At 71.9% G+C, this 16,467-nt stretch carries 17 protein-coding genes and 1 other RNA gene; 9 read left to right on the forward strand and 9 right to left on the reverse strand.

Features of this window, described 5'->3' with window-relative positions; all coding sequences use genetic code 11:
* Positions 1-4: 4 nt before the first annotated feature.
* On the reverse strand, positions 5-2,071 hold the full coding sequence (locus tag F563_RS0109945) for a 3-hydroxyacyl-CoA dehydrogenase NAD-binding domain-containing protein (protein WP_019014522.1): 2,067 nt from the start codon (positions 2,069-2,071) through the stop codon (positions 5-7).
* 129 nt (positions 2,072-2,200) lie between these two features.
* On the opposite strand from F563_RS0109945, the gene F563_RS0109950 reads away from it, so the two are divergent.
* The gene (locus tag F563_RS0109950) at positions 2,201-3,160 is read left to right on the forward strand and encodes a Bug family tripartite tricarboxylate transporter substrate binding protein (protein WP_019014523.1); all 960 of its coding nucleotides are present in this window, start codon (positions 2,201-2,203) and stop codon (positions 3,158-3,160) included.
* Positions 3,161-3,229: 69 nt separating this feature from the next.
* On the opposite strand, the gene ruvC is transcribed toward F563_RS0109950, so the two are convergent.
* Together ruvC and F563_RS0109960 are read right to left on the reverse strand one after the other, a co-directional pair.
* A complete protein-coding gene (ruvC, locus tag F563_RS0109955; RefSeq protein ID WP_425386935.1) occupies positions 3,230-3,748 on the reverse strand; it encodes a crossover junction endodeoxyribonuclease RuvC in 519 nt (172 codons plus the stop codon).
* Entirely contained in the window at positions 3,741-4,490 is a 750-nt protein-coding gene (locus F563_RS0109960) for a YebC/PmpR family DNA-binding transcriptional regulator (RefSeq protein ID WP_019014525.1), read from the reverse strand. The genes ruvC and F563_RS0109960 overlap by 8 nt, the downstream gene beginning before the upstream one ends.
* Before the next feature lie 99 nt (positions 4,491-4,589).
* Here F563_RS0109960 and F563_RS0109965 point away from each other — a divergent pair, with 99 nt between their 5' ends.
* Together F563_RS0109965 and F563_RS0109970 are read left to right on the forward strand one after the other, a co-directional pair.
* Positions 4,590-5,543 (forward strand): arsenic resistance protein, encoded by a 954-nt coding sequence (locus F563_RS0109965; RefSeq protein WP_019014526.1) that lies wholly within the window; start codon positions 4,590-4,592, stop codon positions 5,541-5,543.
* An 85-nt stretch (positions 5,544-5,628) separates the two neighbouring features.
* On the forward strand, positions 5,629-7,590 hold the full coding sequence (locus F563_RS0109970) for an alpha amylase C-terminal domain-containing protein (protein WP_019014527.1): 1,962 nt from the start codon (positions 5,629-5,631) through the stop codon (positions 7,588-7,590).
* 4 nt (positions 7,591-7,594) lie between these two features.
* Here F563_RS0109970 and F563_RS0109975 read toward each other — a convergent pair whose 3' ends face one another.
* From F563_RS0109975 to F563_RS0109990, 5 genes are all read right to left on the reverse strand, one after another.
* The gene (locus F563_RS0109975; RefSeq protein WP_019014528.1) at positions 7,595-8,404 is read right to left on the reverse strand and encodes a TIGR00282 family metallophosphoesterase; all 810 of its coding nucleotides are present in this window, start codon (positions 8,402-8,404) and stop codon (positions 7,595-7,597) included.
* The gene (locus tag F563_RS0109980) at positions 8,401-8,970 is read right to left on the reverse strand and encodes a 5-formyltetrahydrofolate cyclo-ligase (protein WP_019014529.1); all 570 of its coding nucleotides are present in this window, start codon (positions 8,968-8,970) and stop codon (positions 8,401-8,403) included. Before F563_RS0109980 ends, F563_RS0109975 begins: the two co-directional genes overlap by 4 nt.
* 7 nt (positions 8,971-8,977) lie before the next feature.
* Positions 8,978-9,134: non-coding RNA, 6S RNA (gene ssrS / locus F563_RS24425), on the reverse strand.
* 9 nt (positions 9,135-9,143) lie between these two features.
* Entirely contained in the window at positions 9,144-9,449 is a 306-nt protein-coding gene (locus F563_RS0109985; RefSeq protein WP_019014530.1) for a cell division protein ZapA, read from the reverse strand.
* 4 nt (positions 9,450-9,453) lie between these two features.
* A complete protein-coding gene (locus F563_RS0109990; protein WP_019014531.1) occupies positions 9,454-9,672 on the reverse strand; it encodes a hypothetical protein in 219 nt (72 codons plus the stop codon).
* A 73-nt stretch (positions 9,673-9,745) separates the two neighbouring features.
* Between F563_RS0109990 and F563_RS22175 the strand changes: the two genes are divergently transcribed.
* The 4 genes from F563_RS22175 (at position 9,746) to F563_RS0110010 (ending at position 12,136) form a co-directional block, all read left to right on the forward strand.
* The gene (locus tag F563_RS22175) at positions 9,746-10,144 is read left to right on the forward strand and encodes a hypothetical protein (protein WP_019014532.1); all 399 of its coding nucleotides are present in this window, start codon (positions 9,746-9,748) and stop codon (positions 10,142-10,144) included.
* Between the two features lie 62 nt (positions 10,145-10,206).
* On the forward strand, positions 10,207-11,127 hold the full coding sequence (locus tag F563_RS0110000; protein ID WP_019014533.1) for a class I fructose-bisphosphate aldolase: 921 nt from the start codon (positions 10,207-10,209) through the stop codon (positions 11,125-11,127).
* Positions 11,124-11,777: a thiamine phosphate synthase gene (thiE, locus tag F563_RS0110005; RefSeq protein ID WP_019014534.1), complete on the forward strand. Its 654-nt coding sequence runs from the start codon at positions 11,124-11,126 to the stop codon at positions 11,775-11,777. Before F563_RS0110000 ends, thiE begins: the two co-directional genes overlap by 4 nt.
* An 83-nt stretch (positions 11,778-11,860) precedes the next feature.
* Complete coding sequence (locus F563_RS0110010) at positions 11,861-12,136, forward strand: hypothetical protein (RefSeq protein WP_019014535.1); 276 nt, start codon at positions 11,861-11,863, stop codon at positions 12,134-12,136.
* A gap of 262 nt (positions 12,137-12,398) precedes the next feature.
* Here F563_RS0110010 and F563_RS0110015 read toward each other — a convergent pair whose 3' ends face one another.
* Positions 12,399-14,243, reverse strand: coding sequence for a hypothetical protein (locus F563_RS0110015; RefSeq protein WP_019014536.1), 1,845 nt, complete (start codon positions 14,241-14,243; stop codon positions 12,399-12,401).
* Between F563_RS0110015 and F563_RS23925 the strand changes: the two genes are divergently transcribed.
* The gene (locus F563_RS23925; RefSeq protein ID WP_026299482.1) at positions 14,242-14,451 is read left to right on the forward strand and encodes a hypothetical protein; all 210 of its coding nucleotides are present in this window, start codon (positions 14,242-14,244) and stop codon (positions 14,449-14,451) included. The two genes, F563_RS0110015 and F563_RS23925, sit on opposite strands and share 2 nt — an antisense overlap.
* Positions 14,452-14,703: 252 nt before the next feature.
* The coding region (locus F563_RS0110025; protein WP_156825140.1) for a zinc ribbon domain-containing protein at positions 14,704-16,467 on the forward strand (1,764 nt) is incomplete at its 3' end.

Here is a 16,467-nt window from a genome sequence, read left to right on the forward strand (position 1 = left end):
TCCCTCAGCCGGGCCTTGCGAAGGTTCCGCCAGTCGCCGCGAGCCGCTCGATCAGCGGCGCCGGCTTCAGCCCCTCGTCCCCGGTCAGCGCGGCGAGTTCCGCGAGCCTGTCGCGCACCGCGCGCAGCCCCATCCGCTCCGCATGCCACATCGGCCCGCCGCGCCAGGCCGGCCAGCCATAGCCGTTGACAAAGATCACGTCGATGTCGGAGGCGCGTGCGGCAATCCCCTCCTCGAGGATCTTCGCGCCCTCATTGACGAGGGAGAGCGTCATGCGATCGACGATCTCCTCGGGCGGGATCGCGCGCCGCGTCTTGCCGAGCGAGGCCGAGATCTCGAGGATCATCCGTTCCGTCTCCGGATCGGGCTCCGGCGTCCGCCCGTCGCCGGCGTAGCGGTACCAGCCCTTGCCGGTCTTCTGGCCGAGCCTGCCGGCCGCCACCATCGCATCCGCGATCGGGAACGGAATCCCGAAGGCCTTGCGCACCATGCCGCCGATATCGAGCCCGGCAAGATCCGCCACCGCGAACGGCCCCATCGCAAGGCCGAACCCCGTCATGACCTTGTCCACCTCCCAGGGCAGCGCGCCTTCCTGAAGCATCAATTCGCCCTGGCGACCGCGCTGGAACGACATCCGGTTGCCGACGAAGCCGAAGCAGTTGCCGACGACCACGGGCACCTTGGCGATGCGCCGCCCGATCGCGACCGCGGTGGCGAGCGCCGCCGCCGAGGTCGCCTTGCCGCGCACGATCTCCAGCAGGCGCATGACGTTTGCCGGGCTGAAGAAATGCATCCCCAGCACGTCCCCCGGGCGCGACGTGACCCCCGCGATCGCATCGACATCGAGATACGAGGTGTTGGTCGCGAGCACCGCCCCCGGCCTGGCCAGCCGGTCGAGCTCGCGGAACACCCCTTGCTTCACCTCCATGTCCTCGAACACGGCCTCGATGATCACGTCGGCGTCGCGCAGCTCGGCGAGATCCGTGGTGCCGCGGATCAGCCCTAGGCGCTGCGACACCTCCTGGTCCGTCATCCGCCCGCTCTTGACGCTGCGGCGCCAGTTCGCCTCCACGCGCCCGAGCCCGCGGGCCAACGCCTCCGCGCTCGTCTCGATCACTGTGACCGGAATGCCGACATTGGCGAAGCTCATCGCGATGCCGCCGCCCATGGTGCCGGCGCCGATCACCGCCGCGCGCGACACGGGCCGCGCGTCGATCCCTTCCAGCCCCGCCACCTTCTGGGCCTCGCGCTCGGCGAAGAAGCTGTGGCGCAGCGCCTGGCTCTGTTCGCCTTTCACCAGCCGCTCGAAGAGCCGCCGCTCGGTCGCGAGCCCCTGCTCGAACGGCTCGGTCAGCGAGGCGCGCACCGCTTCGGCGGTCGCCGGCGGCGCCTCCATCCCGCGCGCGCGCTTCGCGACCCCCGACGCCGCGGCATCGAACGCCGCGAGGTCTCCGGCCACGGCGCGGTCGCGGGCGCGCGGGTGCTCGCGCCCCGCTGCGAGCTCGGCACGCGCATAGGCGATCGCACCCTCCGCCAGGTCGCCCTCGATGATCGCATCGAGGATGCCGAGCTCCTTGGCGCGCGGCGCGGGCACGGAGTCTCCTGTCGAGATCAGCGCCAACGCCGGCTCCGCGCCGATCAGCCGCGGCAGGCGCTGCGTGCCGCCGGCCCCCGGCAGGATGCCGCGTTTCACCTCCGGCAGCCCCACCTGTGCCGACGGCGCAGCCACGCGTGCGCGGCAGCCGAGCGCCAACTCCAATCCCCCGCCCAGCGCATGGCCGTGGATCGCCGCCACGGTCAGGCCGGGAAAGGCATCGAGCGCGTCGATCACCTGGGTCAGCGTCGGCTCCAGCCGCGGGCCGCCGAACTCGGTCATCTCGGCGCCGGCCGAGAACATCCGCCCCTCGCCGATCAGCACCACGGCCTTCGCGCCCGCGGCCGTGGCATCGTCGAGCGCGGCGACCAGCTCCTGGCGCAGCGCATGGCGCAGCGTGTTCACCGGCGGATTCGCAAGCCGCAGCACATGGACATCGCCATGCCGCTCGTGTCGCACGAATACCTGATCCGCCATGGGCCCTCCCTGCGCGTTCCCTGCAGGGTGCTGCCTCAAGCGCCCCCGCGCAAGCCATCGCCGGGCTTCCTGGACGCACTGCGGACGCCTATTGTCGGCAGTCAACAGACAAGACCGGGAGGATCATCGATGCATCGCCGCATCCTGCTCGCCGCCATTCCGACCTTCACGCTGGCCCGGCCGACACTCGCGCAGTCATGGCCGTCGCGCCCGGTGCGCATCATCGTGCCCTTCGCCGCCGGCGGCCCCGCGGACATCTATGCCCGCCAACTCGGCGAACGCCTCGGCCCGCAGCTCGGCCAGCCCTTCGTGGTCGAGAACCGGCCCGGCGCCGGCGCCGTGATCGGCACCGAAGCAGCCAAATCCGCAACCGACGGGCACACGCTGCTGATGATGTCGAACACCCACACCGCGAATGAGACGCTGCTGCCCAACCGCCCCTATGTGCTGCTGCGCGACTTCGTGCCCGTTGCCCCGGTGAACATCGCCAATCACGCCCTGATCGCGCGGCCCGACCTAGACGTCGCCTCGCTCGCCGATCTGATCGCCATGGCAAAGGCGCGGCCCGGCACGCTGAACTACGCGTCCTCGGGGCCTGGCACGCCCTATCACATCGCCGGCGCGAAGTTCTGCCATATGGCGCAGATCCAGGTGGAACACATCCCGTTCCGCGGCTCGGGCGAAGCGCGCAGCGCCATCATGGGCAGCACCGTGGATTGGATGTTCGACTCCATCACCACCCAGATCCAGAACGTCCAGACCGGGCGCGTGAAGGGGCTCGCCACCAGCGGCGAACGGCGCAGCCCCCTGCTGCCCGAATTGCCGACCGTCGCGGAGGCCGGGGTCGCCGGCTACACCTCCTCGATCTGGCTCGGCATCGTCGCACCCGGCGGCACGCCCGACGCCGTGGTGCAGCGGCTGAACGAGGCGATCACCCGCATCGCCACCGCCGAGGACACCCGCGCGGCGTGGGCGCGCCAGGCGGTCGATCCCATGCCGATGTCGGCGGCGGAGTTCCGCGCCTACATCGAACGCGACATCCAGGATCAGGCCGAGGTGATCCGCGCGGCGAATATCCGCGTCGGGTAGATAAAACGATCGCGGGGGCGAAGGGGCAGTCGCCCCTTTGCCCCGCCCGCCCAATCCCTTGACCGTACGCTACGGCGCCCGAAGGAGCCGGGCCGCCGTCGCGCGGTGGTGCGCGTGGCAGATCGCCACCGCCAGCGCGTCCGCCGCGTCCGCGCGGCCCGGCGCGGCACCCGGCAGCAGGATGCGTACCATCGCCTGCACCTGCTGCTTCTGCGCGTGCCCCTGCCCGACCACAGCGCGCTTGACCGCCGTCGCCTGGTACTCGGCGACGGGGATGCCCGCGAGCGCCGGGGCCAGCAGCACCACACCCCGGGCCTGGCCGAGTTTCAAGGTGCTCAACGGGTTGCGGTTGACGAAGGTCTCCTCCACCGCCGCCTCGTCGGGCCGCCACGTGGCGATGAGACCGGCCAGCGCCCCGTGCAACGCCGCGAGCCGGGCCGGCAGCGCAAGCGCCGCATCCGTCTCCACCACTCCGTCGGCGACGTGACGCAGCCGGTTGGCCTTCGCCTCGATGACGCCCCAGCCCGTGACGCCGAGCCCCGGATCGAGCCCAAGCACCCGCAGCCGCCGAGGAAACCCGTCAGGCACTCAGCTTCGCCAGCACGGCGTCGGAGACCTCGAAATTGGCGAACACGGCCTGCACGTCGTCGAGATCCTCCAGCGCATCGATCAGCTTCAGCACCGAGGCCGCCTGCTCCTCATCCACCGGCGCGGTCGTTTTCGGCCGCCAGTCGAGCTTCGCCTCCTCCGGGTCGCCGAACCGCGCCGCCAGCGCATCGCGCACCGCGAACAGGTCCTCCGGCGCGCAGGTGACCTCGTGGCCGCCCTCGCCGCTCTCGACATTCTCGGCACCGGCCTCGATCGCCGCCTCCAGCATGGCCTCCGCATCCGCGGCCGCCGCCGGGTAGCGGATCACGCCGAGCCGGTCGAACATGAACGACACCGCGTTGCTCTCGCCGAGCGCCCCGCCGTGCTTGCTGAACAGCGAGCGCACGTCGGAGGCTGTCCGGTTCAGGTTGTCGGTCAGCGCCTCGACGATGATCGCGACCCCGCCGGGACCGTAGCCCTCGTAGCGCCGCGCAACGTAGTCCTCGGTCCCGCCCTCGCCCGACGCCTTCTTGATCGCGCGCTCCACCGTGTCCTTCGGCATATTGGCCTGGCGCGCGGCGATCACCGCGGCGCGCAGCCGCGGATTGGCGTTCGGGTCCGGCAGACCCTGCCGGGCCGAGACCGTGATCTCGCGGATGATCTTGGCGAAGGCGCGCGCCCGTTTGGCATCCTGCGCGCCCTTGCGGTGCATGATGTTCTTGAACTGCGAATGGCCGGCCATGGCCGCCTCGTGGTCCTTCGAGTCGTGTGCCTGGGGGGCTGTGGTCGGGCTGTGTAGCAGGGCGCGAACGGGCCGGGAACAGGGACGGGAAACCAGGGGGTGATCGATCGCGCGAGCCTGGAGCGGCATCAGGTGTGGGTCTATCTCGTCGCGATCGCGCTGGGTTTGGCGCTCGGCACGGCCGCGCCGGGATTGGCACCGGCCTTCGAGACCGCGCTCTGGCCGGTGCTCGGCCTGCTGCTCTACACCACCTTCACCCAGGTGCCGCTGACCCACCTCGGCGAGGCGATGCGCGACGCACGCTTCGTCACCACCGTGCTCGGCGGCAACTTCCTTGCCGTGCCGCTGCTCGTGGCCGCGCTGCTGCCGCTCGTGCCCGTCGATCCGGCGGTGCGGCTCGGCGTCGTGCTGGTGCTCGTCGTGCCCTGCACCGACTGGTTCATCACCTTCACCCATCTGGCGCGCGGCGACACCGCCCGGGCTATCGCCGTCACGCCGCTCCTGCTGCTCGCGCAGCTCCTGCTACTGCCCGCCTATGCTTGGCTGCTGGTTGGCGGCGGCGTCACCGCGGAGGTGCCGCTCGACCATGTCGCCACCGCCTTCGGCGCGCTGATCATCCTGCCGCTGGTGGGTGCCTGGCTGACCGAACGCCGCGCCGAGCGCGACGGCGGCGCGCTGATCGCCCGCCTTGCCTGGGCGCCGGTGCCGCTGCTCGCTGTCGTGGTGTTCCTGATCGCGGCCTCGCAGGTGGGCGCGGTGGCGGAGGCTTTGCCCCTGCTGGCAAAGGTCACAGTGGCGTTCGTGCTGTTCCTCGCGATGACGCTCGCGCTTGGGGTCGGCCTTGCGCGCGCGGCCGACCTGACCGGGCGGGCCGGACGGACGCTGACCTTCAGCCTCGGCACGCGCAACTCCTTCGTGGTGCTGCCGCTCGCCCTCGCCCTGCCACCGGCGTGGCACACCTCCGCGATCGTGATCGTGGTGCAGTCGCTGGTCGAGCTGTTCGGCATGCTCGTCTTCCTGCGCCTGGTGCCGCGCCTGCTACCGGAGCGCTAGCGCCAACGCGATCACACGCAGCCGCAATGTCGGGCTATGCTCGACACGCACGTTGTTGCTCTTCCGTGACATCCAGGAGGCGAGGATGCGCCTGTCGGCACCGGTCGTCGGCCCCTACACCCCGATGGGCGCCACGCTCGTTCCCGGCGGCGCCACCTTCCGCACCTGGGCACCGACGGCACGCAGCGTCCATGTGGTCACGGATGCGCACGTGGACGCAGACTGGTCGCGCTGCACGCCGTCGGACGACACGCGGCTTGCCCCGCTCGGCGACGGCACCTGGGGCGGCTTCGTCCCGGGCATCACCGACGGCACGCCATACCTGTTCTGGATCCAAGGCCCGGAAGGCGGCAGCGAGGGCCTGAAGCGCGACCCCTACGCGCGCGAGCTCGCGACGTGCCCCGAGTTTCCCGACTGCCCGTGCCTGGTCCGCCCGGCGCATAACTACCCATGGCATGATGCGCGCTGGCGCCCGCCGCCGTTTCATGAGCTGATCATCTATCAGCTCCATGTCGGCGTGTTCTGGGGCGCCGACCCCGAGGTGCCGCACTACGGCACCTTCCTCGACGTGGTCGCGCGCATCCCCCATCTGCGCGACCTCGGCGTGACCGCGATCCAGCTCCTGCCGATCCAGGAGTATGATGGACATTTCGGCCTGGGCTATGCCGGGCTCGACTATTTCTCTCCCGAGATGCTCTACCAGGTGGAGGATCAGGCCGAGCTCGCGCGGCATCTCGTGGCGGTGAACGCACTGCTCGCCAAACATGGTCAGGCGCCGCTCACGCTCGCCGAGCTCGTCACGGGGCCGAACCAGCTCAAATGCCTGATCGATCTCTGCCACCTGAACGGGATCGCGGTGATCCTGGATCTCGTGTTCAACCATGCCGGCGGCGGGTTCGGTGATCGCAGCCTCTACTTCTACGACCGCCAGCCCTGGGGCGACGACAACCGCAGCCTCTACTTCACCGACAAGGGCTGGGCAGGAGGCAAGGTGTTCGCCTACTGGCAGGCGCCGGTGCGCCAGTTCCTGATCGACAACGCCTGCTTCTTCCTCACCGAGTACCGGGCCGACGGCATCCGCTACGACGAGGTGACGGTCATCCACGAGCACGGCGGCGATCCGTTCTGCCGCGACCTCACGAGCACCGTCCGCTACGTCAAGCCGGCAGCGATCCAGATCGCAGAATACTGGAACTGGGACCGCGCCTATCCGGTCACGAAATCACCGGACGGCCTCGGCTTCGACGCCGCTCTCGGCGACCGCCTGCGCGACGCCCTGCGCGGCATGCTGGCCGAGGCTTCCGGCGGGGCAGAGGCGCATGTCCGTCTCGACCGCGTGGCCGAGGCGCTGCTGCCGCCGCCGGGATTCCCGGCGGCCTGGACCGTGGTGCAGTGCCTGGAGAATCACGACGTGGTACGCTGGGACTACGACAGCCATGCGCCGCGCGCGCCGCGCGTGGCGGCGGTAGCGGATCCGTCGCACCCGCATTCCTGGTACGGCCGCAGTCGCGCGCGCGTCGCCACGGCCCTGCTGCTGACCGCGCCCGGCATCCCGATGCTGTTCATGGGCCAGGAGATCCTCGAGGCGCGGCCCTGGCACGATGACATCCGCTTCTGGTCGCAGTTCCTGATCGGCTGGAATGAGGTGGACCACGTCCGCGCCAAGCGCGACTTCCTGCGCTTTGTGCAGGATCTGGTAGCGTTGCGCCGCCAACACCCCGCGCTCAGCAGCGAGGGTGTGCGCGTGCCGCAGGTTCACGAGCGCGACCGCGTCCTGGTGCTGCATCGCTGGGTCGAGGGCGAGGGCCGCGATGTCGTGGTGGTCGCGAGCGTGAACGAGCAGGCGCTCGACCACTATCCCGTCACCCTGCCGTGGCCTGGACGTTGGCGCGAGGTGTTCAACAGCGACGTGTACGATCCGTTCCCGAACGTTGCGCCGGTGGGCAATTTCGGCGCCATACATGCCGATCCCGCCTCGGGTTTCGCCTATCCCTTCGCCGCGCGCATGCGCCTGCCGGCGAACGGCGTGATCGTGCTCACGCGCTGACGCGTCACTCCGGCATCGCCGGCGCGAGCCGCCCGCCCTGCCGCACCGGCGCGATCCGCCGCGCCAGTCCGGTTGCGTCGTCGGTCTCAACGAACACGCCGCAGATCGTCGCCTCGCCCTCGGCCGGCGCGAGCCGTTCGCCGGGCAGCTTCTTCACGAAGCGCAGCGACGCCCCCTCCTTCTGCATGCCGATGACGCTGTCGTAGTCGCCGCACATCCCGGCATCGCTCTGGTAGCCAGTGCCGCGCGGCAGGATCTGCGCGTCCGCCGTCGGCACATGGGTGTGCGTGCCCACCACCAGCGACGCCCGCCCGTCCACGTGATAGCCGAAGGACTGCTTCTCGCTCGATGCCTCGGCGTGGAAGTCGATCACCGCGGCATCGACGGTGCGGCCGATCGCGTGCGCGGCGAGCAGCGTGTCGATGCCACGGAACGGGCAGTCGAGCGCATCCATGAACAGCCGGCCCATCGCGTTCACGACGAGAACCTTACGCACGCCCGCCGTGAACACGCCGGCACCGCGCCCCGGCGTGCCCGGCGGATAGTTGAAAGGACGCAGCAGTCGCGGTTCGCCCTCGATATAGGGGATGAGCTCGCGCCGATCCCAGGCGTGGTTGCCGAGCGTGAGCACATCCGCGCCGGCGGCGAACAGCGCGCGCGCAATCTCGGGAGTGAGCCCGAACCCGTGCGCGGCGTTCTCGGCATTGATGATGACGAACTCGGCGCCGAGCCGCGCCCGCAAGGACGGCAGCGCCGCGATCACCGCATCGCGCCCCGTGCGGCCGACGACGTCGCCGAGGAACAGGATCTTCACGCGCGCAGTACTCCCTGTTCGGTGACGATCGCATCGAGGCGCTGATCGTGCGCCCCAACCGGCAAGGTGGCGGCCTGCTGGGAGGCATAGCCGCAGCCGAGCGCGACCACGGCACGGCGCGCCCTGAGCACCGCGAGCGTCGCGTCGTAATAGCCGGCGCCGTGGCCGATCCGCACGCCCGTTGCATCGAACGCAACCACCGGGACCAGCAGAAAGGTCGGTGCCAAGGCCTCCGCGTCGGCGTCAGGCTGACGCGTGCCGAAGGGTCCCACCACCAGCGGATCGCCGAAGCGGAAACGGCGGAAGACCAGCGGCGTGCCGCGTTTCCCAGTCACCGGAAGCACGAGCGGATGGCCGCGTCCCGCGAGTGCGAGCATCAGCGGCCTAGGATCGATCTCGCGACCGAGCGGCCAGTACCCGGCCACGACCGCGCCCGGCGGCGGCGCGAACCGCTCCAGCACGTGGCCGGCGAGCCGCAGGCCGGCGCGCGGATCGCCGGCTTCGCGCGCGGCAAGCCCGGCTGCGCGTGCAGCCCGCTTGGCCTCGATGAGCGTGACGGTGGACATGGAGAAGCGCGGAGCCACCCTGGCCGTTGGCGGATCATCCTCCCAAGGCCTGCTCTCAGCAGGTGGGCGCCGTGTACCGCGGCCACGACCGCGACAGGGACAGCTCCCAATGGGAAGATCACTGGCCCCGGGGATGAAGTGCCTGACGCACCGGGCAGCCCCGCGACCTGAAGCTAGGCGCGCGCCAGCTTCGACGCAACGCCGTCCAGCCTGCGCGCGAGGCGGGTCAGCCGTTCGGCCGCCTCGGCCTCGAACGAGGGGGCGGGTGCCTGCCCGGCTCGCGCATCGGCGAGTTCGTCCGCCAGCATGATCCCGGCCATCGCGAGCAGGCGCGCCTCGCCGAGATTGCCGACCTGCGCGCGGATCGAGCTCACCCGCGCATCGAGCTCGGCGCCGAGCGCCTCCAGATGCGCCTCCTGACCGTCCGGGCAGCCGAGCACATAGGGGTAGCCGTTGATCTTCAGCGTGACCTGGCCCATGCGGTCACTCCTGTTCCAGTACGGCCGAGAGCCGTGCGATCACCGCATCGAGCCGCTGCGCAGCCTCGGCCATCGCGGCGGCGGCCTCCGCGTCGGGCGGGGTCGCGGCCTGCTCCTCCGCGCGGTGCGCCAGCGCCTCGGCCACGTCCTCGAGCCGGCTCACCGCAGCCTCCAGCGCGGCGGCGGCATCGGCGAGGGTGGGCGCGGCGTGGGCGTCGGGCATGGCGGACTCGCGGGTTCGTGGGGCGATGCGCGACCCTAGACAGGCCGCTTCCGCAGGGTCAACAACGCCGCCGATGCGGGCGGTGATCGTGCACGGGCTCGACGATGCGCGCGCGGCCCTCACAGCCGCGGCGGCGACCGGATGCGGCGTGACGCTGCTCTCCGCGCCGGGTGCGGCCGGCTATGCCGGGTTCGGCTGGTGGCGCGCGCTGGTCGCCGCCGCGCGCGAGGCGGTGCCGGGCGTGCCGGTCGAGGACGTGCTCGACTGCGACGATCTCGCCGGCATCGCGGTCGAGGCGCTGCACGCGGGCTGCCGCGCGATCGTGTTTGCCGGCAACGATGCCCAGGCCGCGCAACTTGCCGCCCTGGCGGCGGTCTGCGGCGCGCGGATGCTGCGCGAGCCGCCGCCCGCGCTCGATCTCGCCCTGCCGGGCGCGCGTCGCCGCCTTGCCGCCTGGCTCACCCCGGGGTGACAGGAGCGCCGCTTTGCTCTAGGCAACCGCCATCCCGGCACCCCAGCGACGGAGACCCCGCCATGCGGATCACCAGGCGCGTCAAGGACATTCTCGCCAACTACGAGAGCGACAATCCCGGCACCAAGGCCAACCTTGCGCGCATCCTGATGGAGGGGAAGCTCGGCGGCTCTGGCAAGCTGGTGATCCTGCCGGTGGATCAGGGCTTCGAGCACGGCCCGGCGCGCAGCTTCGCGCCCAACCCGCCGGCCTATGACCCGCACTACCACTTCCAGCTCGCGATCGACGCGGGGCTGTCGGCCTACGCCGCCCCCCTCGGCATGATCGAGGCCGGCGCCGACACCTTCGCCGGCGCGATCCCGACGATCCTCAAGGTCAACTCCTCGAACTCCCTCTCCACCACCAAGGACCAGGCGGTGACCGGCAGCGTGAACGACGCGCTCAGGCTCGGCTGTTCGGCGATCGGCTTCACGATCTATCCGGGCTCCGAGGACCAGTTCGAGATGATGGAGGAACTGCGCGAGCTCGCCGAGGAGGCGAAGTCGGCCGGGCTCGCGGTCGTGGTGTGGTCGTATCCGCGCGGGCCGATGCTGGACAAGGCGGGCGAGACCGCGTTCGACATCTGCGCCTATGCCGCCCACATGGCCGCCCTGCTCGGCGCCCACATCATCAAGGTGAAGCCGCCGACCGAGCACCTGTCGCTCGACGCCGCGAAGAAGGTGTACGAGAAGCAGGCGATCGACGGCGCCACGCTGGCCAAGCGCATCGAGCACGTCGTGCAGGCCTGCTTCAACGGCAAGCGCATCGTCGTGTTCTCGGGCGGCGAGGCGAAGGACCTGGACGGCATCTACGCCGAGTGCCGCGCCATCCGCGACGGCGGGGGCAACGGCTCGATCATCGGCCGCAACACCTTCCAGCGCCCGAGGGACGAGGCGCTGGCGATGCTCGCCAGGATCATCGAGATCTACCAGGGCAAGGCGTGAGCGCGCCGGGGCCGGCGGATCGCTGCCGGCTCTACCTGATCACCCCACCCGCGCTCGACCCCCTCGCCTTCCGCGACACGCTCGCCCGCGCGCTGGATGCGGGCGATGTCGCGGCGGTGCAGCTTCGCCTCAAGGGCGTGGACGACGACGCGATCCGCCGCGCGGCCGACGCGCTGCGCCCCGTCGCGCAGGACCGCGGGGTCGCGTTCCTGATGAACGACCGGGCCGACCTCGCGGTCCAGACCGGCTGCGACGGCGCCCATCTCGGCCGGACCGACGGCGACCTGCGTGCGGCACGGAAGCTGCTCGGCCCCGACCGCACGCTCGGCGCGACCTGCCACGACTCCCGTCATCTCGCGATGGAGGCGGCCGAGGCGGGGGCGGACTACGTCGCCTTCGGCGCGTTCTTCCCGACCGGGACGAAGGCGACCACGCACCGCCCCGACCCCGAGATCCTGACCATCTGGTCCGAGACCACCGAGATCCCCTGTGTCGCGATCGGCGGCATCACGGCGGAGAACTGCGGCGTGCTGGTGCGCGCCGGCGCCGACTTCCTCGCCGTGATCGGCGCCGTCTGGAACCACCCCGAGGGGCCGGAGGCGGGGGTGCGCGCGCTCAATGCCGCGATCGCGCGGGCGGCGGCGCTTTAAGCCCCGCGTTTCGGGGAAGGACGTGGCGGATCAGCGCCTTCGCCGCGCTTGGCTTTAAGACTTTAATCCTTTAAGCTTGGTCCATGCCGACCGTGCTCAAGCTCTCCCGCCAGCGCCAGCTCACCCTCAACCGCGCCATCGTCGCCGCCATGGGCAATCCGCGCTTCCTCGAGGCGCGCCTCAATCCCGACCGCTCGCTGACGCTGATCCCCGCCGATCGCCTGGATCTCCGCGAGGAGGTGCCGAAGGTGTACCGCGAGGCCGGGATCACCAAGGACGTGCTGATCGAGGCGCTGCGCATCGTGCAGCGGCGCGAGAAGGCGCGCGCGGCCGGCGCCGGGCGCACGGAGGATGGGTGATCTTTTTCCTATCCCATGCGGACAGGGGTGGAGTCAAGCGCGCCCGGCCGCAACGCGCGGGAGCGAGCGCGGTCACCCTGCGCATCATCTTCGTCCCGCTTGATCACGGCCATCGTCCGGTCCTAGAGCCGCCCCCGGCGGCGCGGCACAAACCGTCCGTTTCATAGACGGAAGACGCTCAGGGCGTGTGAGGTGGGGTCGCGTCGCCACCGCTCCCTCGGCGCATGCGACGGCCCGCCTCGCGCGCTGCCGGCCCGCCCGCTCAGCCGCCCAGCAGCGCCTCGACCGCGGCGTCGAGCTCGGTCGCCACGCCGGCATCGGCGAGCGCGCGGCGGATCGCCGCCCGCTGGGCGGTGAAGTGCCCGCCCTCGCGCACCTCCACCGCGGCGGCGAGGCGCTCGGCCCGCTCCGCCACGGCGGCAAGGCGGCGATGCTGCGGGTTGCGGGCGTCGTAGTCGGGGATGCGCAGCTCCCAGACCAGCTTGTCGAAGTGGCGTGCGCCCCATTGGCCGCGCGCCTGCATCCCGGCGATGCGCCGGCGCGTCGCCTCGGCGTTCAGCACCGCCGCGAGGTAGCGCGCCTCGCCCTCGTGGCGCGCCGGTGCCCAGTAGGCCATGTGGTCCACCAGCGCCGCGGGATTGCGGAGACTGGCGGCGGCCAGCAGCGTGCCGGCCTTGGCGTACACCACGCGCAGCGGCGCCGGCGGGTGCTGCACGGACAGCTTCCGCAGGTGATCCAGGTTCTCCCGCAGCGTCATCTTCGGCGTCGTCCCGTCCGGCGTCTTGGCCGCGTGCGCCGCCCACTTCGCCTCGGCGTCGCCGAGCCAGGCCGCGAGATGCGCAAGCCCGGCCAAGGCGGCGCCGCGCGCGTCCATCACCGCGCCGCGCCCGTCCAGCGGCATCACGGCGAGCGCGGGCTCGCGCAGCCGGAACGGCAGGATCGTCTCGCCCAGCACCACCGGGCGCAGATACGCCGCCTCCACCGGCCCTTCGGGCGGCGTCACGCCTTTCCACGGCGCCTTGTCGAGGCCCCCTTCCCGCCCGCGCACGCGCGGCGCAGCCGGATTGGCGCCCAGCCGCCCGGCGGGCATCTTCTCCACGAAAAAGAACCGGCGCGGATAGATCGTCGCTCCGTCGCGGAATCGCGCGGCATACACGCTGGCAGGCATCCGCGCCGGCCCGGCCGGCCAGGGCTCCTGCCCCACCGTCAGCGCCGCATCGGCCTCCGCCTCGGTGGCGTCGCGCCGCGGCAGCGCGCCCCGATACGCGCGCAGCCCGGCCGGCAGCGCCACCGCCGCCCCCTCGGCGCGCGCCAGCCGGCGCGCGAACAGCGCGCAGGCCGGCACCGGAAACAGCGGCTGCACCCCCTCGTCGAAGCTCCAGGCCGCGCCGATCGCGAGGCGAACCCGCGCGTGGTGCCCCTCGCGCAGCCCCCGATAGGCCGGCCGGTTCAGCGCCGCATAGGGCAGCAGGAAGGCGATCGTGCCGCCCTCCTTCAGATACCGCTCGGCCGCGCGCACCCAGAACAGCGCGGAGAGGTCCTGCTGGGTGGCGAACCGCCCGCCCTGCCACAGGTTCTCGGCCCGGCACGCCGCGCGCACCCGCGCCTGCAGTTCCGGCGCCATGTAGCGGAAGGCCAGCCAGGGCGGATTGCCGATCACCACATCGGCCCGGTTCTCCGGCCGCGACAGCCAGAGCGGGCGCACCAGATTGCGCAGCACGAACGGCCAGACATCGTCCCGGCCCGCGGCATGGAGCGCGCGCAGCCGCCGGAACGGCGCGACCATCGCCCGCGCATCGTGCTCGCCCACCCCGGGCAGGCGGGCGAGCGACGCCACCAGCGCCTTCTCCTCGCCGCCGCCCAGCGCCGCCTGCACCAGCGCCAGCCCCGCGTCATAGGCGGCCTGGTTCTCGGCGAACCCCGCCGGGATCGTGATCGGGCTGTCGTCCGGCACGCGCACCACCACGTCGCGCCCGCCCGCCACCTCGCGCAGGTTCCATTGCAGCGAATCGCCGAGATAGACCGGCACCGCGAGCGTGCCCCGCCGGTGCCGCACCGCCTCGCCCAGCGCCAGCAGCCAGGTCACGCGGGCGATGATCGCCGCCATGGGCAATCCGCGCTTCCTCGAGGCGCGCCTCAATCCCGACCGCTCGCTGACGCTGATCCCCGCCGATCGCCTGGATCTCCGCGAGGAGGTGCCGAAGGTGTACCGCGAGGCCGGGATCACCGAGGACGTGCTGATCGAGGCGCTGCGCATCGTGCAGCGGCGCGAGAAGGCGCGCGCGGCGGGCAGCGGGCGCACGGAGCGAAGTTGACATTCTTCCTATCCCATGCGGACGGGGCTGGAGTCAGGCGCCTGACGCACGCGACCCGACGACGCCCGATGACGTCTGATTCGGACGTAGTCGGATCAGTCCCGCGCCGATTCCCCTTGATCGACTCCCGACGCGCGGGCCGAATGGGGGCGCATCGAGGGAACCCGCTTGAACCCATCGCCGCCCAGGACCAAAGCCGTCCTCCGTGTCGTCCGCTTCGGCCTGCACGCGCCGTCCGCCCGCAAGCGCGCGATGCTGGACGATGCGCTGCGCCGCCAGACCGTCGCCTATGGCCGCGCGCTGGAGGCGGCACGCCCGCACGCGATCGCCCGGCTGCGCATCGCCGCCCGGCTCGCGCGGACGACCGACAAGGACACACGCGCCGCCCTGATCATCGAGGACCGCGCGGCGCAGCGCGAGATCGCCAACGCCGCCCGTCGCGCGGCAACGACCGCATACACTTCCTCGATCATGGCCGACGGCCTCGCCAAACACGTCAAGGATACCGTCCAGTCCTGGATCGGCTGGCGCGAGAAGTTCCGCGCCGAGCGACCCGGCCGCATCGCGCGCGCACTCGACCGGCTGCGCGAGGTCGAGGCCGACCCCGCCGCCACCGTCGAGGCCCTGCAGAAGCGCCGCCCGCGCGCGGCCATCACGGTCGAGCACGTGATGACGAGCGCGACCCGCCGGCTCGAACGCGAGCGCGAGCGCCGCCCGCCCGCCTACCCCGCCGGCCCGCGCATCGCCGCGCCGCCGGAGGACCGTGCCGCGCTGCTCGGCGAACTCGCGCTCACCGCGCGCAAGGAGGACGAGGACCGGCTGCGCGACCGCCTCGCGACCGATCCGAAGATCGGCCGCACGCCGCTCTCCTGGTCGCGCGCCTCGGGCGATCTCAAGCGCGGCGTGTCCCTGATCCGCGGCGACGGTGGACGGATCGACGCCTTCCTGCCCGGCGTACTGCCGGATCGGGCGCGCCGCGCCGCCAAGGTCGCCTGGACCGGCGACAAGACTCTGGTCGGGATCAAGTCAGAGCGCACGATGCCGCGCAGCATCGGCCTGCGCGTGCCGCTCTCCTTCCCGCGCCACGCCTGGCAGTATCTCGACGACTGGACGCCGCGCACCGCCAAGCTGGTCGCGTTCCCCGCCGAACGCGGCTGGCGCTACGAACTGCATGTCGCCTTCGCGCGTCGGGTCGAGACGGTGCAGCCGAATCCCGAGCAATGGATCGGCCTGGATCGCGGTGTCGCCAATGTCGTCGCCGTGGCGGATGCGTCGGGCGCCGAGGGCTACCTTTCCGGCAACCGCCTCGCCCCCGTCGAGCGGCGGCTGCGCAACCAGCGCGAACGCGACCAGCAGCGCGGCCGGGCGCGGGCGATGCGTGCGACGAAGCGCGCGTTCCGCGATGCCGCGCGCAACGAGGTCAACCGCATCGCCAAGCATGTCGCGCGGCTGGCGGTGCGGCGGGGTGCCATGGTCGCGGCGGAGGACCTGCGCGCCTTCGCCCGCGGCGATGCGCGCACGCTCAGCCGCGCCCAGTACGCCGCGCTGCTCGCCGCCGTGGAGCGGCGGCTTGAACTGGCCGGCTACCGGCCGGTCGCGGCCAAGGGCAAGCGGGTGTGGCAGGTCCAGCCGGCCTACACCAGCACGACCTGTCCGGAATGCCGCAAGGTCGATGCGGCGTCGCGCATCGACCGCGACCACTTCGTCTGCACCGCCTGCGGCCACGCCGCGGATGCGGACCTGAACGCCGCGCGCAACATCGCGCGCAAGGGTCACGAGACCCACGGGATCGCCCGCCGCCGGAAGGCGGCGCGGCGTGGGGGCGAAGGCCCGCCGGCATCCGCCGGTGGGGTCGTTGCGGCTCCCGCTTCTGCTGCGGGGGCTACGGTCCCTCGTGGTGGGGCGAACAGACCAAAGGCCGGTGGAGACGCTGACGGGGCACGCACCCCGCCGCGCGCACGGAGTGCATCACCGGCCGTTTTCGAGGCAGGCTCGGAGGGGAAAAACGCAGCCGCG

It is taken from the genome of Elioraea tepidiphila DSM 17972 (assembly GCF_000378465.1).
Lineage (GTDB): Bacteria > Pseudomonadota > Alphaproteobacteria > Acetobacterales > Acetobacteraceae > Elioraea > Elioraea tepidiphila.